At 69.6% G+C, this 19,787-nt stretch carries 15 protein-coding genes and 1 pseudogene; 6 read left to right on the top strand and 10 right to left on the bottom strand.

All coding sequences use genetic code 11. The features are described 5' to 3' along the window. Window positions 1-25: 25 nt before the first annotated feature. The 10 genes and pseudogenes from B7R22_RS04010 to B7R22_RS03965 form a co-directional block, all read right to left on the bottom strand. Window positions 26-1,612 carry an ABC transporter substrate-binding protein gene (locus B7R22_RS04010; RefSeq protein ID WP_116410498.1) on the bottom strand — a complete coding sequence of 529 codons (1,587 nt, stop codon included), beginning with the start codon at window positions 1,610-1,612 and terminating at the stop codon, window positions 26-28. 110 nt (window positions 1,613-1,722) lie between these two features. Beyond that, window positions 1,723-3,111 (bottom strand): MFS transporter, encoded by a 1,389-nt coding sequence (locus tag B7R22_RS04005; RefSeq protein WP_253258861.1) that lies wholly within the window; start codon window positions 3,109-3,111, stop codon window positions 1,723-1,725. Next, a complete protein-coding gene (locus tag B7R22_RS04000; protein WP_116410496.1) occupies window positions 3,111-3,698 on the bottom strand; it encodes an ArsR/SmtB family transcription factor in 588 nt (195 codons plus the stop codon). The genes B7R22_RS04005 and B7R22_RS04000 overlap by 1 nt, the downstream gene beginning before the upstream one ends. 87 nt (window positions 3,699-3,785) lie before the next feature. Then, entirely contained in the window at window positions 3,786-6,158 is a 2,373-nt protein-coding gene (locus tag B7R22_RS03995; RefSeq protein ID WP_172582194.1) for a penicillin-binding protein, read from the bottom strand. Between the two features lie 223 nt (window positions 6,159-6,381). Continuing rightward, window positions 6,382-6,906 (bottom strand): hypothetical protein, encoded by a 525-nt coding sequence (locus B7R22_RS03990; RefSeq protein WP_116410494.1) that lies wholly within the window; start codon window positions 6,904-6,906, stop codon window positions 6,382-6,384. Between the two features lie 282 nt (window positions 6,907-7,188). Next, complete coding sequence (locus B7R22_RS03985; protein ID WP_116410493.1) at window positions 7,189-8,610, bottom strand: RNA polymerase sigma factor; 1,422 nt, start codon at window positions 8,608-8,610, stop codon at window positions 7,189-7,191. A 3-nt stretch (window positions 8,611-8,613) separates the two neighbouring features. Then, window positions 8,614-9,039, bottom strand: a complete 426-nt coding sequence (locus B7R22_RS03980; protein ID WP_116410492.1) for a YciI family protein — start codon at window positions 9,037-9,039, stop codon at window positions 8,614-8,616. A gap of 101 nt (window positions 9,040-9,140) precedes the next feature. Beyond that, a pseudogene (locus B7R22_RS03975) lies at window positions 9,141-9,747 on the bottom strand (cytochrome c oxidase assembly protein). Between the two features lie 192 nt (window positions 9,748-9,939). Next, window positions 9,940-10,665 carry a YcnI family copper-binding membrane protein gene (locus tag B7R22_RS03970; RefSeq protein ID WP_116410491.1) on the bottom strand — a complete coding sequence of 242 codons (726 nt, stop codon included), beginning with the start codon at window positions 10,663-10,665 and terminating at the stop codon, window positions 9,940-9,942. An 82-nt stretch (window positions 10,666-10,747) separates the two neighbouring features. Then, a complete protein-coding gene (locus B7R22_RS03965; RefSeq protein WP_147305291.1) occupies window positions 10,748-11,389 on the bottom strand; it encodes a hypothetical protein in 642 nt (213 codons plus the stop codon). A gap of 324 nt (window positions 11,390-11,713) precedes the next feature. Between B7R22_RS03965 and kdpF the strand changes: the two genes are divergently transcribed. Genes kdpF through B7R22_RS03935 form a run of 6 tightly spaced genes read left to right on the top strand, consistent with a single transcriptional unit; the run spans window position 11,714 to window position 19,648 of the window. Continuing rightward, window positions 11,714-11,803, top strand: a complete 90-nt coding sequence (kdpF, locus tag B7R22_RS03960; protein ID WP_116410489.1) for a K(+)-transporting ATPase subunit F — start codon at window positions 11,714-11,716, stop codon at window positions 11,801-11,803. 6 nt (window positions 11,804-11,809) lie between these two features. Beyond that, window positions 11,810-13,483: a potassium-transporting ATPase subunit KdpA gene (gene kdpA, locus B7R22_RS03955; RefSeq protein WP_116410488.1), complete on the top strand. Its 1,674-nt coding sequence runs from the start codon at window positions 11,810-11,812 to the stop codon at window positions 13,481-13,483. Between the two features lie 5 nt (window positions 13,484-13,488). Further along, window positions 13,489-15,651, top strand: a complete 2,163-nt coding sequence (gene kdpB, locus B7R22_RS03950; RefSeq protein ID WP_116410487.1) for a potassium-transporting ATPase subunit KdpB — start codon at window positions 13,489-13,491, stop codon at window positions 15,649-15,651. 11 nt (window positions 15,652-15,662) lie between these two features. Next, window positions 15,663-16,313, top strand: a complete 651-nt coding sequence (gene kdpC / locus B7R22_RS03945; RefSeq protein ID WP_116410486.1) for a potassium-transporting ATPase subunit KdpC — start codon at window positions 15,663-15,665, stop codon at window positions 16,311-16,313. A 12-nt stretch (window positions 16,314-16,325) separates the two neighbouring features. Then, window positions 16,326-18,863 (top strand): DUF4118 domain-containing protein, encoded by a 2,538-nt coding sequence (locus tag B7R22_RS03940; protein ID WP_116410485.1) that lies wholly within the window; start codon window positions 16,326-16,328, stop codon window positions 18,861-18,863. Then, on the top strand, window positions 18,860-19,648 hold the full coding sequence (locus B7R22_RS03935; RefSeq protein WP_116410484.1) for a response regulator: 789 nt from the start codon (window positions 18,860-18,862) through the stop codon (window positions 19,646-19,648). Before B7R22_RS03940 ends, B7R22_RS03935 begins: the two co-directional genes overlap by 4 nt. Window positions 19,649-19,787: the final 139 nt, after the last annotated feature.

Below are 19,787 nucleotides of genomic sequence, written 5' to 3'. Positions count from 1 at the left end.
GTCGGCGGTTATTTGATCTCGGCGGTTACTTGATGTCGGCGATGTCGACGGTCCAGACCGGGTTGAGATCGAGGGTGCTGATCTCCGAGGTCGTGACGGCGTACTGCCCGGGCTGGATGACCGGGATGAACGGTCCCGTTGCGTTCGCGGCGTTCTGCCAGGCCTCGTATGCGGTCTTGCGTGCGTCGTCACCGCTCGCAGCCGAAGCGGCGTCGGCGGCAGCCGTGACGGTGGCGTCGCTTCCCGCAGCCCAGCCGGCGCGGAGGCCGAGCGACTCACCCGGGTTGAAGACGAGGTAGTCGGCCGGGTCCGGGTAGTCCGGGCCCCAGTACATGATGCCCGACTGGAGCTTGCCCGCGCGGAACGCGTCGAGGAAGGTCGAGATCGGCGACGGAGCGAGCGTCAGCGTGATGCCGACATCCTTCAGCTGCGACTGGATGGCCTCGGCGAGGGTCTGCATCTGCAGGCCGTTGACCGTGATGTCGTTCGGGTACGAGAACGTGACCGGCTCGCCCGAGTATCCGGATGCCGCCAGCGACGCCTTGGCTGCCGTGAGGTCGAACACGTTGGCCGGGTCGCTCGTGATCGCGCCGAGGAACATCGACGGAACCATGCCGCCGGGCTGCGTCGAACCTTCACCGGCGATCGACAGCAGCTTGCTGTAGTCGATGCCCTGGCGGACGGCCTTCACGAAGTCGGCATTGTCCGTGACACCGGCACCGACGGCCGGGTCCTGGTTGTACCAGCTGTAGATCAGGTACGGCGAGGCGTTCTTCAGCACCTTGACGGAGCTGTCCATGCCCTGCACCTGGTCGGCGTTCAGGTCGAGGGCGACCTGAGCCGAACCGGCCTGCACGTTGATCTTCTGCGTGGGGCCTTCGACGTTCTCGAGCACGACGCGGCTGTAGGCCGGCTTGGTGCCTGCGTAGTTCGGGTTCAGCGCGAACGCGACCTTCGTCGTGACGTCGTACGACTCGAGCTGGTACGGGCCCGACCCGGCCGACGTCGTGTTGAGAAAGGCTTCGGCCGCGTCATCCGCTCCGGTCGTACCACCGTTGGCCTTCAGGACCTTCGAGTTCACGATTCCGAGCGACGGATTCGGCAGGATGAACGGCAGGGCCGGGTTCGAGGTGGCGCTGGTGAGCGTGATGGTCTTGTCGTCGACCTTGGCGACGGTGACGCCGTCGAGCAGGAACGACGGGTTGCCCGCGATGCCCTGCACACGCTGCAGCGAGAAGACGATGTCGTCGGCCGTGACGGGGGTGCCGTCGGAGAAGGTGTGGGTGCCATCCATTGTGAGGGTGAGCACCGTGTTGTCGGCGTTCTCCTCGAACGTGGCGATGCCGGGGACGACCTTTGTGACGTCGCTGCCGTTGAAGTCGAGAACCGTCTCGTAGATCGCCTTGTCGACGATGCTGCCGGTGAGTTCGAACGCCCGGGCCGGGTCACTCGTCTTGAGGTCGAACGACTTGTCGATGACGAGCGTCTTGTCGGCGGCGCCCGTCGACGACGTCGACACCGAGTTGTCGGTGCAGGCCGAGACGGCGAGCACCGAGGCGAGGCCGATGGCCACGAGAGCGGTGACCCTGGCGGGCCTGGTGGGTAGTTTCACGGGGAGAACCTCTCGTGCAGAGTGCAGGTGATGTGATGGTGTGGTGCGTGCTGTGGTGCGTGCTGTATTACCCGTTATACGCCTCGGACATTTCGATTGTATTTCTTCGGTCAGCACTTGCGTTTCGATTGGCGCGTCGCAGCCGAACCGCGCCGTGGAGTCGAACGCCGTGCCGGCAAGTAGAACAGTGCGCCCACCAGACTGAAGGCGCCCGCCACGATGAACGCGACCGCCGGGGAGGTGGCCGAAGCGAGAGGCCCGAGCGCGAGGAGCCCGAGGCTGTAGCTGCCCCCCGACACCATCGAGTTGATCGACAGCACAGCAGCCCGGTTGCCCGGCTCCGCCTCGCGGTGCAGCAGAGCGTTGTGCATCGGCCCGGCAGCGCCGTGGGTCAGGTAGGCGAAGCCGTATCCGACCAGTAGGCCGACAGGGCCGGCCAGGATGCCCATCAGCACGACGAACGCGCCGTTGGCGAGGCGCGCGGCGATGGCGACCGGCACCACCCCGAAACGCCGGCTCGTCCGGCCCGCCACCACGGCGCCGAGGGCGAACAGTGCCCACGCGGCGGCGGAGGCCGGCCCGAACACCGCCGCCGCGGCATCCTCACCGCCCAGCGTGTCGGAGAGCTGAACCGGCGTGAGCGTCTCGAACGCGATCATCGCGACGCTCCAGAACACCTCGACGAGCACGAGGGAACGGAGCACCGGGCGGGTGCGGAGGAGGGCGACGCTCTGGATGATCGTGCGAGGCACGTCGCGGAGATCGCGGCGGAACGGGTGAGCGGGCGAGCGCTCCGGGCGTGCAGACGGCTCGGAGCGTTCAGGCCGATCCGGGCGTGCAGGCCGCCGTTCGCGCACTAGCGCGGAGAGCAGCACGGTGTGCACCGCGTACAGGGTTCCCGCGACCACGAATGGCAGCACGAGGGCGGAGCCCGAGCCGAGTGGATGCCACGCGACCAGCAGCCCCGAGACGACGGCGCCCGCTGCGATAGCGACCCCGAGGGTGGTGGCGGCGCGGGCGAGGCCGTGCTCGATGTTCCGGCCGTCGGCCGCGTGCACTGCGTCGTGACCGTGCACTGTGTCGTGCGCTGCGTCGTGACCGTGCACCGTGTCGACGTACCAGGCCTCGAGCGGGCCGGAGTCGAGTGCGCGGAACACCCCCTGCAGCGCGAGCGCGAGCGCGAACATCCCGAACCCGCTGGCGACGACCATCAGTCCGGTTGACGCCACGGCGAGAAGGCCCGACACGATGAGGAGCGGCCGCCGTCCGATGGTGTCGGCGAGCCCGCCGGTCGGCAGCTCGAGGCCGAGCACGACGAAGCCCTGGATCGAGAGCAGCACCCCGACCTCGGCCACACTGAGCCCGCGTTCGAGCGGCAGCAGCACGGTGAGTCCGAAGACGACTCCGACCGGCAGCCAGCGCGTGGCGGTGAGCAGCACGAATCTACGTTCGGCCTGCCGAGCCGACAACGGCCGGGCATCCATCAGCCGGGCATCCATCAGTCCGCGCCCGGAGCCGCCAGGTCGACGGGGCTCGCGAACGTGTGCAGATGAATGCGGCGGGCCCGCGGATCGCCCCGGCCGATCATGCGGTACCGCTCGAACAGGGCGTCGAGGTCGGCCTTCAGCGCGGCAGCCTGCTCGGGCGTCGCCTCGACGAAGGTGTCGGCAAGGCCCAGCTGGTCGACCCATTCAGCGGGCCAGCCCTCAGAGGCATCGAGCCACTGCTCAGCCCGGGCCGCGAACTGGCGCACGTAGTCGCGCTGCAGCCAGCCGAGAGCTGTGCGGGCATCCTCATTCCCCTCGAAATCGGAGTTGTTCCAGCTGTGGAAGTCGGTGGATGCCCGCCAGAGCCGCCTCCGGCCCGCGCCCTCCCCGGTGTCGGCGACCAGTCCGACCGACTCGAGCGCGCGGAGATGGTAGCTCGTGGCGCCCGTGTTGGTCGTGAGGATGCCCGCCAGCTCGGTCGCGGTGAGCGGCCCGTCGACGCGCAGGCGCCCGAGGATCCGCGAGCGGAGCGGATGCGCGAGCACCCGCACCGCCCGCTCGTCGAGCTGCATGCCGGTGTACGGGGCTTCAGGCGTCATGCCCCGAGTATCGCATGCACACTTCCTATGCACAACTATTCTGCACGCAGTTTGCGAGATCCGTGCGCCGGGCGGTGCACGTCGGCGTCAGTCGGCGGGGGCTGGGCCCGCCGTGGCGCCCGGGCGGGGCGCTGCCGCCTGGCCGGGGGCGGGGGCCGGCGCGGGGGCCGGCACCTGGCTGCCGTCGCTCGTGTAGACCGTGACCGTCGAACCGTGGCCCGCCGAACCCGAGGGGTTGGTGCGCGCGACGGCGCCGGCACGCTGGTCGGAGGCCGTGGATCCACCGTCCTGGAACTCGAAGCCCGCACCCTCGATGGCCGCGCGCGCCGCAGAGAACGACTGGCCGACGACCGACGGGATCGACACCTGCACGCCCTGCATCAGGGCGCGGTCGGGAGCCGGGAACGCGTCGCCGCCGTACTTGCCGTCGGCGGCGAGCATGTATCCGCGCCAGACGAGGTGCCGGAGGCTGGCCCCGTTGGTGCCGTCGATCGACGTGTTGCGAAGCGACACCTCACCGACCACGTTGCCCACCCAGACCGCCGTCGTCAGGTTGGTCGTCGAGCCGACGAACCAGGTGTCCTTCTCCGAGTTGGTGGTTCCCGTCTTGCCGAAGTGCGGGATGCCGTTCCGAGGGTTGGATGCCGTGGCCGTGCCACTCGTGACGACGCTGGTGAGCGCGTAGGCCATGGTCGCGGCGATCTCGGGCGAGACGGCCGGGGTGCAGGCGGCCGGCGGGAGCGTGAGCTCGGCGCCCGTGGAGTCCACGATGCGGGCGATCGGGACGGGCGCGCAGTAGACGCCCTCGTTGGCGACGGCAGCGAACGCCGCCGCCATGTCGAGCGGGGCGATCTCGTTGGTGCCGAGCACATCCGAGGGGTACGAGGTCAGCTCGTCGCCGTCGGCCCGCGCCACCCCGAACGCCTCAGCGGTCTTGCGGATCTCGCACTGGTCGAGGCGCTCGGCCATCGTCAGGTAGGCGTTGTTCACACTCGACGCGGTCGCGCTCAGCACGCTGATCGTGCCCGGGTTGCCGCCGCCGTCGTTCTTCGACGAATAGGTGCCGGGCCCGGGGCCCTGGCAACTGTTCTCGAAGTCCGAGATGGTGAACGTGCGCTGATTGCCGTTGACCCGGTCGTTCAGAGCGTTGCCCTGCTTCAGCCACTCGGCGAGCGTGAAGATCTTGTAGGTCGAGCCGACCTGGAAGCCGGTTGATCCGCCGTCGTCGAACCGGGTGCCGTAGTTCACTGCCGTGCTCTCGGGAGTCGCCGCGCCGGGGTCGGTGTTGTACTCCTTGTTCTGGGCCATCGCGAGCACCTTGCCGGTGCCGGGCTCGACGGTCACCAGCGAGGCCCCGAGGTCGAGCGTGCCGCTCGAGCGCGGAACGTATTCGTCGAGCTGCGCGTGGGCGGCGGTCTGCAGGTCCACATCGAGCGTGGTGTACACGTCGTAACCGCCGCGGTCGAGGTTCTTGGCGACGCCCGCCTCGTCTGTTCCGAGCAGGGCTTTGTTGACGATCTGGCGGCCGACATAGTCGCAGAAGAAACCGGCTCCGAGGCTGTTGGCGGTCGAGCATCCGGTCGACACCTCCGTGATCTGCGGCGCGACCGGCGTGGCGAGAGCCTCCTCGTACTGTGCCTGGGTGATCGTGTTGGCCTTCAGCATCGCCGGCAGGATGTCGAGGTCCCGACGCGCCTGGTTCGAGGCGATGTTGTCGGGGTCGTCGAGCCGCAACCCGTTCGGCTCGTTCACGATGGCGATGAGGCTGGCGGCCTGCGCGAGGCTGAGGTTCGCGGCATCCACACCGTAGTAGCGTTTCGCGGCGGACTGGATGCCGTACGTCACCCCGCCGAAGCTCGCGATGTTCAGGTAGCCGAGCAGGATGTCGCTCTTCGAGAACTGTTTCTCGAGGCCGATCGCGAGCTTCATCTCCTTGAGCTTGCGGTCGATCGAGGTCTGCGTGGCCTGCTGGTAGGCGAGGGTACGCTCGGCCTCGTCGGTGATCGCCTCCGCGCGCTGCACCAGGATGTTCTTCACGTACTGCATCGAGATCGTCGACGCCCCCGATTCGACGCCGCCGGATGCCGCGTTGCCGAGCGCCGCTCGCACGGTCGCCGCCGCGTCGACGCCGCCGTGCTGGTAGAAGCGCGGATCCTCGGTGGAGACCACGGCATCCTTCGCGAACGGGGAGATCTGGGTCCAGGCGACCTCCTCCCTGTCCTGCTCGAAGACGGAGGCGAGCAGCACGTTCGCCCCGGTGCCGTCGACCGCGTAGATGTTGCTCTTCTGCGGAAGCTGGTCGGGCCGGATGTAGTCGGGCAGGCTCGCGAACACCCCCAGCGTGCTGGTCGCGCCCACCCCCGCGACGGCGACCACCGGCGTGACCATGGCGGTCACGAGCAGGCCGGCGATCGCACTGAGGCCGACGAGGCCGACGGCGGCGCCGATTTTCGTGCCCACGGCGCGGCCGATCTCCGAGCCGCGGGAGGTCGGGGAGGTGCGGGGGGCCGTGTTCCCGCGGTGCTCTGGCCTGGGGTTCTCTGGCCTGGGGTTCACTGGACTGGGGTTCACTGACATGTGCTCGGACTCTCGGATGCATCGGTGCTGGGGTGAGTGGGGGGTGACGGATGCCGGCCGCTCGGCGGCCGCTCCGTTCCGGCCGCTGGGCGGCCCCGTGCCCGGGTCAGGTGCGGTTGATCGAGAGGAGGAGTGTGACGGTGCGGCCCGCGGGGCGCTCGCCATCGGTGTTGGCTGCGGCTGCGGCGGCGGATGCTCGGAGAGCCGCGTGCGCGTCGAGGGTTGACACCGTGCCCGATGCGATCGCGGGTGCGGCAGCGGCGGCCTCCGGGCCGGCGGGGTGGCGGGCCCGCGCGTCGCGGAGCCACGGCGACTGCACGTGGGTGCGGTCGGCCGCGGCGCGGACGGTGTGGTCTGGGGTCGGGCTTGCCGCGCGATCGGGCGCTGCGGTCAGCGAGCGGTCGGAGGTTTCGGCGCTGGAGACGGGTGCGGCGGCGGCTGCGGAGACGGCCGCGGTGGCCGCGGCGCTGGAGACGGCTGCGGCGGAGGTCGCGGCATCCGGAAGCTGCAGTGCACTACCCGCCGGCCGCGCCATCAGCCCCGCGAACAGGAACGCGACGAGCATCACCAACAGCACGACGACGCGGCGTGGCGCCGGCCGGCGGAGCGCTTGCTGGCTCGAGGCGTTCACGGTCTCCCCCCGGCAGTCGCCGTTCGGTGTGCGCTCTGCGGTGGCACACGCTCTGCCCAGCAAACCATCCGAACATGGGAATCCGGTGCGGAACACTCCCGCGTCGCCCTCCCCTCCCGCGCTCCGCACCCCTGCCGACCCCCGCCGCTGCATCGAACGGATTCGATGGGACCCGAACTGCGGGAATACCGCGCTGGTGCAGCAGTTTGCGTCCTATCGATTCGGTTCGCGGGTGGGGGGTGGGGGGCGTGGGGGTGGGGCGAGGGCGAGGGGCGGGAGGGGTCAGGGGGCGAGAGCGGCGGCCTTCGCCAGGAGGACGGCGCGCTCGCGCGTGTTGGTGGCGAGCGCCGCCGCCGCGGTGAGCTCTGCGTGGGCCTCGTCGGTGCGTCCGAGCTGGGAGAGGAGCTCGCCGCGCACGCTCGGCAGCAGATGCGAACCGGCAAGCGCCCCGGCCCGGGCGAGCCCGTCGACGATCAGCAGCGCGGACGCCGGTCCGGTCGCCATCGAGACCGCGACCGCGCGGTTCAGCTCGACAACCGGGTTCGGGGCGAGCTGCCCGAGCGCCTCGTACAGCAGCACGATTCCGGACCAGTCCGTGTCGGAGACGCTCGGCGCCGTGGCGTGGCACTCAGCGATGGCGGCCTGCAGGGCGTAGCTGCCACGACTCCGGCCGAGGGCATCCGACCGCGCCAGCGCAGCCCGACCCCGTGTGATCTGGGTGCGGTCCCAGCGGCCGCGGTCCTGGTCGGCGAGCAGCACCGGAGTGCCGTCCCGGCGAACCCGCGACCCGAAGCGCGAGGCCTGCAGTTCCATCAGCGCGAGGAGGGCCAGTACCTCGGGCTCCCGAGGCACGAGACCGGCGAGCACACGGCCGAGGCGGAGGGCCTCGTTGGCGAGGTCGACGCGCATCCAGTGCTCTCCGGATGTCGCCGCATATCCTTCGCTGAAGATGAGGTACAGCACGGTGAGCACCGAGCCGAGGCGCTCTTTCCATTCGCTCTGATCGGGAACCTCGAACGGTACCCGTGCCGCCGAGAGGGTCTTCTTGGCGCGGGTGATGCGCGCCTGCACGGTCGCGACCGGCACGAGGAACAGCCGCGCGATCTCCGCTGTCGTGAGACCGCCGACGAGGCGGAGGGTCAAGGCGATCTGCGCCTCACGCCCGAGCACGGGGTGGCAGGCGGTGAAGACGAGGCGCAGCACGTCGTCGCCGATCGGCTGCCACGCGGGATCGTCGGCCGGATCACCAGCGGAGGGATCGCCGCCAGCACCGGCACCGGTTGCGACGCCGGATGCGGCAGTGGTCCCGGAACGGAGGTCGTGGGCGATCGCCTGGTAGCGGTCATCCAACCGTTCCCGTCGGCGCCAGCTGTCGATCGCCTTGCGCTTCGCTACCGCTGTGAGCCAGGCGGCGGGATTCACGGGGATGCCCGCCGCCGGCCACTGGGACAGTGCGTCGACCACTGCCTCATGCGCGAGGTCTTCGGCGAGCCCGATGTCGCCGGTGAGGCGGGCGAGGGTTCCCACGATGTGGGCGCTCTCGATGCGCCACACGGCATCGATCGTGCGGGCCGCGGCGGCAGCGGCAGCGGAAGAGGCAGCAGCAGCGTCGACGGGGCCGCCGGGCGCTGGCTGTGCGGCGGCGGTCGCGGCTGCGGCATCCACGGCCCCGCCGGCCGCCGGCCGCGCCTCAGCCCGCGGCATGGTTCAGGCCTGGCCGTTCACTTCGCGCCAGGCCGCCTCGTTCTTCATCGCGTCGGTGTCGGCGAACTCGGCGAAGTCGCTCATGTCGGTCACCCGGCGCACCTCGAGCTTCGAGCCCTCGCCGAGTGGTGCCCGGGACGCCCACGCCGCGGCCTCTTCCTTCGAGCCGACCTCCAGGATCCAGAAACCGCTGAACAGTTCGTGGGTCTCGCCGTACGGACCATCGGTCACGACGGGGGTCTCACCAGCGAAGTCGACGACGAAATTGTCGGCCATGCTGTCGGCGAGACCCTCGCCGGCGAGCAGCACGCCCGCCTTGATGAGCGTCTCGTTGTAGGCGCCCATCTTCTCGATGACCTGAGCGAAGTCGACCTGCTCGTAGGCGGCCTTGGCTTCGTCCGTCGCTCGCATAATCAGCATGTACTTCATGGGGTTCTCCGTTTCGGTGCGGGCCGCAGTATGCGTCCTCCTACTATGACGTCGAACGGCTTGCGGCGAAATCGACACGGGCCGGAAAGGTGGTCGTCGCCTCAGGACACGTCGCGCTCGACGTCACGCTCGCGGTCCCGCGCCGCAAGGATGCTGAGGCGCTCGTTGTACGCGAGCAGCTCGGCATCGCCGGTGCGTGCGGCGTTCCGGTCGTAGCGTTTCGCCTCGCGTTCCTCCGAGGTGATCCACTGCCGCACGACGGCGAGCGTCACGAAGAGCACCGGCAGCTCCCCCGCGCCCCAGGCGATGCCGCCGCCGACGTGCTGGTCGGCGAGGAGGGCCGCGTCGTCGGTGTAGCCGAGGGCGTGCCACCAGTCGATGGCGAAGATCGTGTCCGACGACATGATGGCGAGCCCGAAGAAGGCGTGGAAGGCCAGCGTCGCCAGCAGCAGGATGATGCGGAGCGGGTAGCTCGGCCGCTGGGGTCCGGGGTCGACTCCGATGATCACCCAGAAGAACAGGTACCCGGTGGCCAGGAAGTGCAGGCACATGAAGACGTGCGGGAAAGGAGATCACCTTGAAGAACCGGGAGTGCACGACGACGAGCATCCATTCGCGAAGCCCTCTGCTGTGGTCGTGCCGCTTCGGCAGGGCACGGAGGGCGAGCAGGATCGGCGCCCCCAGCACGAGCAGCGGAGGCACGAACATCATCAGCCCCTGTGCTGGATCATGTGGGTGGTGAAGGTGAGGTGTCGCTGTTCGGGGAACTCGGGGTCGGCGCGGTGGGTCACGCGGGTCCTTCTTCCCGAACCGGGGTACGGATTCACAGAGGGGCGCGCAGGGTGCGCGGGCGTCGAGGGATGCACGCCCGCTCACCGTGGTGCGTCGGGAGTCGGGCGGCTACCGGCCGGCGGGGCGCTTGCGGGTCAGCGCCACGACGGCCACGACGAGGGCGATCGCGCCGACCGCGAGCCCGCCGATGCCGACACCGGTCGCGATGGCCACGGTGCTGCCGGATGCCGCGTCGGTTGTGGGCACGGAGGTCGCCGACACCGACGCCCCTGCCGCACCCGTCTCGGCCGGCGGCGCGTCGTTGATGTAGAGCGTCGGGGCCGGCGACTCCGGCTCCACGCCCGACGCCGGTGTCGCCTCTGTCCAGTCGACGACACTCCCGTCGGAGTACGTCTGGTGGGCCGGCAGCACGATGCTGCCCGTGTCGGGAACGGGGCCCGCCGAGATCGAGAACACCTGGAAGGCGCCCGGTGAGACGGCCGAGCCGGCGTCTGCCGTCCACACGATCTTCGTGGGAGCCTCCGTCACGGTTCCGTCGTCGGTCACGACCGGGGTCGGCAGGGTCGAGGTGATGACCTCGACGCTCCAGCCCGGGAGGGGCTGGTAGGAGACGCTGCCGAACGGGGTGTTGGTCGGCAGGTCGACTTCGAGCTTGGTGGTGGATGCCGTCGCCGACTCGGTCGGAACCTTGAAGGTGAGCGTGGAGTAGCTGCCGGCGACGGCCTGGTCGGGGGTGACCCTGACGTGCGCGCTGGCCGAGAGCGGTGCGGTGAGGGCGAGCAGGCCGGCCGCGGTGAGAGCGGTGGCGTAGCGGATGAGGGTGCGTTTCTGCATGGTGAAGGTGTCCTTGACGGTGGGGGTGAAGAAACAGGTGTGAGAAAGACCGCCACCGACACCGAACGCACGAAGCGGAGCGTCAGGCCGGGGCGGGGATCAGGGCCGGCGGCCCCCGGTGCCGCATCGCACCGAGGAAGACGCCGAGATCGCGGAGGTGCGAGGGCTCCGGCAGGATGCGCCCTTCGACGGAGGCGCCCGCCGGGCGGGGTTCGGCGAAAGGCAGGGCAACGAGCATCCTGAGCCGGAGCGTCGCACTCCGGATGAGCCCGCGGACGCTCGACTCCCCGCGCACGAGCGCCAGCACGGTGAGGAGCGCGGCCGCAGCGTGCGCCGCCCACATCCACGAGTGGCCCTGCATCAGAGCGTCGCCGGCCATGGAGACGCTGCCGCCGCCAGCCAGCGACGCAGAGGAGTCGGTGACGAAAGACACCGCGCCCCCGTGGTGGCCCGACATCACCGCGGTCGTGGCCGACGGCCCGCCGAGGCTGAACACGAGGTGGAACACGAGCTGGCTGAGGCCGACGGCGACGCTGATCCTCAGCACGGAGAGCGTGCGGCCGGCCAGAGCGACACAGGCCAGCACCGCGAAGGCGATCCCGAGTGCGAGGCCGACGATGCCGGGGGCGGTTCCACCGACGGCGACGTGCGAGAAGGCGGCGACGAAGGTCGCGAAGCAGGCCGCGACGAGGCCGCGCAGTGTGCGCGCCATCCTGTCGCTCATGGGGCCTCCCGCAGATCGTCCGCCGGTGGTCAGTCTACAGAGCGTAGAACAGGCGCGCCGCGCCGCCCGCAGCCCGCCGTCGACGGGGCAATTCTGCCGTGGCGTAGGAGAAGCGTAAGGATCCCGCTCCGGAGCGTTAGGGAACCGTGAAGAGCGTGAAGACGACGCATTCCGAGGTGTCTAATCGTGTGCTGTAGCAGTCCTGCCACCACCTCACATCACCACCACCCGGATGGAGCCTCCCGTGCTTGACGTCTTTTACGTAGCCGGCATCATCGTGCTGTTCGCGATCGTTGCCCTCGTGGCCAGGGGGGTCGAGAAACTGTGATCGTCTTCAGCATCATCGCGGCTGTCCTCGCCGTCGCCGCCCTCGGCTACCTCGTGTACGCCCTCGTGAAACCGGAGCGTTTCTAACCCCCCATGGACACTTTCCTCGCCATCCTCCAGGTCGCCTCCCTGGTGCTTCTGCTCGTGCTCATCCACCGCCCGCTCGGCGACTACATGGCCATGATCTACACCGGGAAGCGAGACCTCCGCGTCGAACGCGGCTTCTACCGCGTCATCGGGGTCGACTCCCAGAGCGAGCAGACCTGGCGCGCCTACCTCCGGAGCGTGCTCGCGTTCTCCCTCGTCGGCGTGCTCATCCTGTATGCCATCCAGCGCCTGCAGGCGGTGCTGCCCCAGTCGCTCGGCATGCCCGCCATCCCCGAGGGCCTGAGCTTCAACACGGCGATCTCGTTCGTCACCAACACGAACTGGCAGTCGTACTCCCCCGACGTGACGATGGGCTACAGCGTGCAGCTGGCCGGCCTCGCCGTGCAGAACTTCGTGTCTGCCGCCGTCGGCATCGCTGTCGCCATCGCGCTGGTGCGCGGCTTCGCCCGCCGTCGTGAGGGCACGATCGGCAACTTCTGGGTCGACCTCACCCGCGGCATCCTCCGTCTGCTCCTTCCGTTCGCGATCCTCACCGCGATCGTCCTCATCGCCGGCGGCGTCATCCAGAACTTCAACGGCTTCACCGACGTAACCACCCTCACCGGTGGCACGCAGTCGATCCCGGGCGGGCCGGTCGCCTCGCAGGAGGCCATCAAGATGCTCGGCACGAACGGTGGCGGCTTCTTCAACGCGAACTCGTCGCATCCGTTCGAGAACCCGACCGCCTGGACGAACCTGATCGAGATCGTGCTGATGCTCGCCATCCCGTTCAGCCTGCCCCGCACCTTCGGCCGCATGGTCGGCGACAACCGCCAGGGTTACGCGATCCTGGCGGTCATGTCGACCATCTTCGTCGTGTCGTTCACCGCCCTGACGCTCTTCGAGAGCTCGGGTGCCGGTTCCGCCGCGCAGGCGGCGGGCTCGGCGATGGAAGGCAAAGAGGACCGGTTCGGGATCTTCGGATCGACGCTGTTCGCCACGACCTCCACGCTCACCTCGACGGGCGCCGTCAACTCGATGCACGACTCGTTCACCGCCCTCGGCGGCATGATGCCGATGCTGAACATGATGCTCGGCGAGGTCGCCCCGGGAGGCGTCGGATCGGGTCTCTACGGAATGCTGATCCTCGCCGTGATCGCCGTCTTCATCGCCGGTCTCCTGGTGGGCCGTACGCCCGAGTACCTCGGTAAGAAGCTCGGGCCGCGGGAGATCAAGCTGGCGAGCCTCTACATCCTCGTCACGCCGACGATCGTGCTGCTCGGCATCGCCGCGAGCTTCGCGATTCCGGGCATCCGTGACGACGTGACGACCACGTCGATCTGGAACCCGGGCGTGCACGGCCTCAGCGAGGTGCTCTACGCGTTCACCTCCGCGGCGAACAACAACGGATCGGCCTTCGCCGGCATCACCGCGAACACCCCCTGGCTGAACACCGCGCTCGGCGTCGCCATGCTGCTCGGCCGGTTCCTGCCGATCGTGCTCGTGCTGGCCCTCGCCGGCTCGCTCGCCGCCCAGGACAAGATCCCCGCCACCGCCGGCACGCTGCCCACCCACCGCCCGCAGTTCATCGGGCTGCTGGTCGGCGTCACCGTCATCATCACCGCGCTCACCTACTTCCCGGTCATCACGCTCGGGCCGCTCGCCGAAGGGCTGCAGTAACACTCATGTCCACACTCACACCCACCAGACCGTCAGAACCCCAGCCCACTGAGACCCAGGCCACGCCGAAGAAGGGCGGGGCGTTCAGCCTCGGCCAGCTCGTCGCCGCCACACCCGGCGCGTTCCGCAAGCTTGACCCGCGCGAGATGTGGCGGAATCCCGTCATGTTCGTCGTCGAGATCGGCGCCGTGCTCACGACGGCCCTCGCCATCGCCGAGCCCTTCATCGGAGGCGCTGAAGAGTCCGGCGGGGCCGCCGTCCCCGCCTCTTTCACGGCGGGCATCGCCGTCTGGCTCTGGCTGACCGTCGTCTTCGCGAACCTCGCCGAGTCCGTTGCCGAGGGCCGCGGCAAGGCGCAGGCCGACAGTCTGCGGAAGACGCGCACCAGCACGTCCGCCAACCGGGTCGACAGCTACGATGCGAAGGCCGACCCGAGCGCCGACAACAGCTCGGTGACCGTCGTCTCCTCGGCCGACCTGACCCTCGGCGACGTGGTCGTGGTCACCGCCGGGGAGCTCATCCCGGGTGACGGCGACATCGTCGACGGCATCGCTTCGGTCGACGAATCGGCGATCACGGGCGAGTCCGCCCCGGTCGTGCGGGAATCCGGCGGCGACCGCAGCGCCGTCACCGGTGGCACGCGGGTGCTCTCCGACCGCATCATCGTGAAGATCACGTCGAAGCCCGGCGAGACGTTCGTCGACCGGATGATCGCACTGGTCGAAGGCGCGTCGAGGCAGAAGACGCCGAACGAGATCGCCCTGAACATCCTGCTTGCCAGCCTCACCATCGTCTTCGTGATCGTCTGCCTCACGCTCAATCCGATCGCGAGCTATGCGGCCGCGCAGGTGAGCCTGCCCGTGCTGATCGCCCTGCTGGTCTGCCTCATCCCGACGACCATCGGCGGCCTCCTCTCGGCCATCGGCATCGCCGGCATGGACCGCCTCGTGCAACGGAATGTGCTCGCCATGTCGGGCCGTGCCGTCGAGGCCGCCGGAGACGTCACCACCCTGCTGCTCGACAAGACCGGCACCATCACCTACGGCAATCGCCAGGCCGCCGAGTTCACGCCCCTGACGGGTGTGTCGACGGATGACCTGCGGTACTCCGCCGCTGTGTCCTCCCTCGCCGACCCGACCCCCGAGGGCAAGTCGATCGTCGACCTCGCCGTGAAGCACGGGTTCAACCGCAACATCACGGTCGCGGGCGAGATCGTGCCCTTCACCGCCCAGACCCGCATGTCGGGGCTCGACCTGCCCGACGGCTCGCAGATCCGCAAGGGTGCCGGCTCGTCGGTGACCGCCTGGGTCGAGGAGTCGGGGCGGATCGCCAGCACCGAGCACGCCGAGCTCGAAGAGAGCATCGAACGCATCTCGAAGGCCGGCGGCACTCCGCTGGTCGTGGCCGGCAAGAACTCAGGCGGAGTCGCCCGGGTGCTCGGCGTCATCTACCTCAAAGACGTCGTCAAGGAGGGCATCGCCGACCGCTTCGCCGAGCTCCGCTCGATGGGCATCCGCACCGTCATGGTGACCGGTGACAACCCGCTGACCGCCGCGGCCATCGCGGCCGAAGCCGGCGTCGACGACTTCCTCGCCGAGGCGACCCCCGAGCAGAAGCTCGCGCTGATCAAGCGGGAGCAGGAGGGCGGCAACCTCGTCGCCATGACCGGCGACGGCACGAACGACGCTCCGGCGCTCGCGCAGGCCGACGTCGGCGTGGCGATGAACACCGGAACGTCGGCCGCGAAGGAGGCCGGCAACATGGTCGACCTCGACAGCGACCCGACGAAGCTGATCGACATCGTGCGGATCGGCAAGCAGCTGCTCATCACCCGCGGTGCGCTCACCACGTTCTCGATCGCCAACGACGTGGCGAAGTACTTCGCGATCATCCCGGCGATGTTCGCCGGGATCTTCCCGGGGCTGCAGGTGCTGAACATCATGCAGCTGCACTCGCCGGCCTCGGCCATCCTGTCGGCCATCATCTTCAACGCGATCATCATCGTGATCCTGATCCCGCTCGCCCTCCGCGGGGTGAAGTACCGCCCGCTCAGCGCGTCGAAGGTACTGAGCCGCAACCTGCTCGTCTACGGGCTCGGCGGCGTCATCGCTCCGTTCATCGGCATCAAGATCATCGACCTGTTCGTCACGCTCATCCCCGGTTTCTAGAAAGGCCCATCATGACAACCACCTCACGCACCGCAGGGCGCCAGTACTGGGTCGCCCTCCGCGCGATGATCGTCTTCACCGCCGTTCTCGGCGTCGCCTACACCCTGCTCATCACCGGGATCGGGCAGCTCGCCTTCCCCGCCCAGGCGAACGGCTCGCTGGTGAAGTCCGGCGATGCCGTGGTCGGTTCGGCCCTCATCGGCCAGTCGTTCACCGATGCCGACGGCAATGCCCTGCCCGAGTGGTTCCAGTCGCGGCCCTCCGCGGCGGGCGACGGGTACGACGCTGCGGCCTCCAGCGGCAGCAACTGGGGGCCGGAGAACGCCGACCTGCTCGCCGCGATCGACGAGCGGAAGGCCGCCATCGCGGAATCCGACGGCGTGAGCCCCGACCAGATCCCGGCCGATGCCGTCACCGCCTCTGCGTCGGGACTCGATCCGCACATCGGTCCCGAGTACGCTCAGCTTCAGGTCGAACGGATCGCCACGACCCGCGGGCTCTCCACAGAAGAGGTACAGAGATTGGTCGACAACGCCACGCAGTCGCGTGACCTCGGCTACCTCGGCGAACCGACGGTGAACGTACTGCAGCTGAACATCGCGCTGGCCGGGCTGGGCTCGTCGGGTGCCGCGGCTGCCGGGTCGTCCCCGGCTGCCGGATAGGCGACGCACCGGATGAAGCGGGGAACGTTCCGGGTGCTGCTGGGTGCAGCGCCCGGGGTCGGCAAGACCTACACCATGCTCGAAGAGGGCCGCCGGCTGAAGGGTGAGGGCAAAGACGTTGTCGTCGCGGTCGTCGAGACCCACGGTCGGCGCGGTACGGCGAGCATGCTGCTGGGTCTCGAGACCGTTCCCCGCACTGTCACCGTGCACCGCGGGGTCGAGCTGGAGGAGATGGATCTCGCCGCCGTTCTCGCCCGGCGCCCGATGATCGCCCTGGTCGACGAGCTCGCCCACACCAACGCCCCCGGCTCGCAGAACGAGAAGCGCTGGCAGGACGTCGAGACGCTGCTGGATGCCGGCATCAGCGTCATCTCGACCGTCAACATCCAGCACATCGACTCCCTCACCGATGTGGTCGAACAGATCACCGGCGCACCCCAACGGGAGACCGTGCCCGACAGCGTGCTCCGCTCCGCCGAGCAGATAGAGGTCGTCGACCTCGCTCCGCAGGCCCTCCGCGACCGTCTTGCGGGCGGGTTCGTCTACCCGGCGACGCGCATCGACGCGGCCCTCTCGAACTACTTCCGCCTCGGAAACCTCACTGCGCTCCGGGAACTCGCGCTGCTCTGGCTGGCCGACGAGGTCGACAGCGCCCTGAAGGACTACCGGCGTGAGCACGGCATCCAGAACAAGTGGGAGGCCCGGGAAAGGGTCGTCGTCGCCCTGACCGGGGGCTCCGAGGGCGAGACGCTCATCCGCCGCGGGGCCCGCATCGCCGCGCGATCGTCCGGCGGCCAGCTGCTGGCCGTGCACGTCTCGAGCAACGACGGGCTGCGGAATGCCAACCCCGGGGCACTCCTCGCCCAGCGGAAACTCGTCGACTCGCTCGGTGGCTCGTACCACCAGGTCATCAGCGACGACATCCCGCACGGGCTCGTCGAGTTCGCCCGTGCCGAGAACGCCACCCAGCTGGTGATCGGTGTCAGTCGCCGCAGCCGGTTGAGCGCGGCACTCACCGGACCGGGAATCGGTGCCACGGTCATCCGTGAATCCGGTGACATCGACGTGCACATCGTCACCCATGCCGCGGCCGGCGGCCGGTTCGCGCTGCCGAGACTCGGCGGGGCGCTCTCGCTCCGGCGCCGGATGCTCGGCCTCGCCGTAGCGCTCGTCGGCGGCCCCCTCGTCACCTGGCTGCTCGTCGCGCTGCGCTCCGACGACTCGATCACCACTGACGTGCTGACCTACCAGCTGCTCGTGGTGGTCGTGGCCCTGATCGGCGGTTTCGGGCCGGCGCTGTTCGCCGCCCTCCTCTCCGGGCTCACGCTCGACTTCTTCTTCGTGGCCCCCTTCTACACGATCACGGTGACGGAGCCCATCCACCTCTTCGCGCTGGGGCTCTACGTTCTGAACGCCGTGCTCGTCAGCGTGGTCGTCGACCAGGCGGCGAGGCGTTCGCGCCGGGCGGCCCGCGCCACCGGCGAGTCGGAGCTGCTCGCCACGGTCGCGGGCAGCGTGGTGCGCGGCCAGGATGCCCTGCAGGCGCTCGTCGACCGCACGCGTGAGGCGTTCACGCTGTCGGCGGTGCGGCTGGTCGTCGATGGCGCAGTGACGAACACCGCCGGGGCCGTGGATGACTCCTCCCCTTCCTCGTCCGAGCGCATCACGCGCATCCCCGTGGGCGATCATGCCGAACTCGAGCTGCACGGCGGCGACCTCGCCGCCTCGGAGCGCCGGCTGCTCGCCGTCATCGCCAGCCAGCTCGACGCCGCCCTCGAGTACAGCGACCTCGCCGAGACCGCGGGGGAGGTCGGGCCGCTCGCCCAGGCCGACCGGGTGCGGAGCGCCCTGCTCGCCGCGGTCGGCCACGACCTCCGGCGACCCCTCACCGCTGCCACGGCCGCCGTCGGCGGGCTCCGCGCCACCGACGTCACCCTCTCGGCGGCCGACCGCGATGAGCTTCTGGCCACCGCCGGCGAGAGCCTCGACACCCTCTCCCTACTGGTCACGAACCTGCTCGACGTCACCCGGTTGCAGGCCGGCGCCCTGGCCGTCTTCCTCAGCCCCGTCGACGTGGAGGACATCGTGCTGCCGGCCATCGATGAGCTCGGACTCGGCCCCGACACCATCGAACTCGACCTGCCGGAGTCGACCCGCCCGGTCACGGCAGACCACGGCCTGCTCGAACGGGTCATCGTCAACCTGCTCTCGAACGCCGTGCGCTTCTCACCCCCCGGTGCCCGCGTGCTGATCTCCACGAGCGAATTCGCGGGCACCGTCGAGATCCGCATCGCCGACCGGGGCCCCGGTGTCGCCCCAGGCCGCCGCGAAGAGATCTTCGTGCCCTTCCAGCGCCTCGGCGACACCGACAACCTCACCGGCCTCGGCCTCGGGCTCGCCCTCTCGAAGGGGTTCGTCGAAGGCATGGGCGGCACCCTTGAGGCCGACGACACCCCCGGCGGCGGCCTGACCATGGTCATCGCGCTTCCCGCAGCATCCATCCCCGAACCCTCCCCCACCCCCGAACCGATGCCGGAGACAGCCCCGTGAAGATTCTCGTCGCCGACGACGATCCCCAGATCATCCGCGCCCTCACCGTCACCCTCCGCGCCAGGGGCTACGACATCGTCACCGCGGCCGACGGTGCGGGAGCCCTGAACCAGGCCATCGAGCACCACCCCGATCTGGTGATGCTCGACCTCGGCATGCCGAACCTCGACGGCATCGACGTGATCCACGGCATCCGCGGCTGGAGCGAGGTGCCGATCCTCGTGGTCTCCGGCCGCACCGGTGAGGCCGACAAGGTCGAGGCTCTGGATGCCGGCGCCGACGACTACGTCACGAAACCGTTCAGCATCGACGAACTGCTGGCGCGCATCCGGGCCCTCACCCGCCGGGTGCTCACCGTGGACGACGCCCCGGTGATCAGCTTCGGAACGGTCACCGTCGACCTGGTCGGCAAACACGTGTACCACGGCACGGCCGCCGAACCGCAGACGATCCGGCTCACGCCCACCGAGTGGGCGATCCTCGAGGTGCTGCTGCGGAACCCCGGCCGGCTCGTCACCCGCGATGCACTGCTGACCGAGGTGTGGGGGCCCTTCCACACCAACGACACCGGCTACCTGCGTGTCTACATCGCGCAGCTGCGGAAGAAGCTCGAACCCTCCCCCTCGCAGCCCCGCTACCTGCTCACGGAATCGGGGATGGGCTACCGTTTCAACCCCGACCGCGTCGCCTCGGCCGCACCCGGCGACGACGCCACCTCGCCCGCCCCGCCCGCCCCGCCCGCCCCGCCCGCGCCGGCCGCCCCGCCCGCGCCGGCCGCCCCGTGATCGCCGAATCGGCGGCCCTCGGCTGATCCGCCGTGCTCCTCGCGTCGGATCGGCCTGTGGCCGCCGATTCGGTGTCGGGATCGGGCTCTGGCCGCCGGTGAGGGGCCCGCGGCGCGCCCGGGCGACGACAGGGCTGCGG

The sequence above is a fragment of the Subtercola boreus genome (assembly GCF_003399635.1).
Lineage (GTDB): Bacteria > Actinomycetota > Actinomycetes > Actinomycetales > Microbacteriaceae > Subtercola > Subtercola boreus_B.
The sequence above is the reverse complement of the archived record's forward strand: the minus strand, read 5'-3'. Positions and strand labels throughout refer to the sequence as shown.

Bases quoted from the DNA above. Each gene is read 5' to 3' on its own strand.
- B7R22_RS04005 (WP_253258861.1), bottom strand. From the start codon at position 3,111: ATGGATGCCCGGCTGATGGATGCCCGGCCGTTGTCGGCTCGGCAGGCC.
- B7R22_RS04000 (WP_116410496.1), bottom strand. From the start codon at position 3,698: ATGACGCCTGAAGCCCCGTACACCGGCATGCAGCTCGACGAGCGGGCG.
- B7R22_RS03985 (WP_116410493.1), bottom strand. From the start codon at position 8,610: ATGCCGCGGGCTGAGGCGCGGCCGGCGGCCGGCGGGGCCGTGGATGCC.
- B7R22_RS03980 (WP_116410492.1), bottom strand. From the start codon at position 9,039: ATGAAGTACATGCTGATTATGCGAGCGACGGACGAAGCCAAGGCCGCC.
- B7R22_RS03970 (WP_116410491.1), bottom strand. From the start codon at position 10,665: ATGCAGAAACGCACCCTCATCCGCTACGCCACCGCTCTCACCGCGGCC.
- B7R22_RS03965 (WP_147305291.1), bottom strand. From the start codon at position 11,389: ATGAGCGACAGGATGGCGCGCACACTGCGCGGCCTCGTCGCGGCCTGC.
- kdpA (WP_116410488.1), top strand. From the start codon at position 11,810: ATGGACACTTTCCTCGCCATCCTCCAGGTCGCCTCCCTGGTGCTTCTG.
- kdpB (WP_116410487.1), top strand. From the start codon at position 13,489: ATGTCCACACTCACACCCACCAGACCGTCAGAACCCCAGCCCACTGAG.
- kdpC (WP_116410486.1), top strand. From the start codon at position 15,663: ATGACAACCACCTCACGCACCGCAGGGCGCCAGTACTGGGTCGCCCTC.
- B7R22_RS03940 (WP_116410485.1), top strand. From the start codon at position 16,326: ATGAAGCGGGGAACGTTCCGGGTGCTGCTGGGTGCAGCGCCCGGGGTC.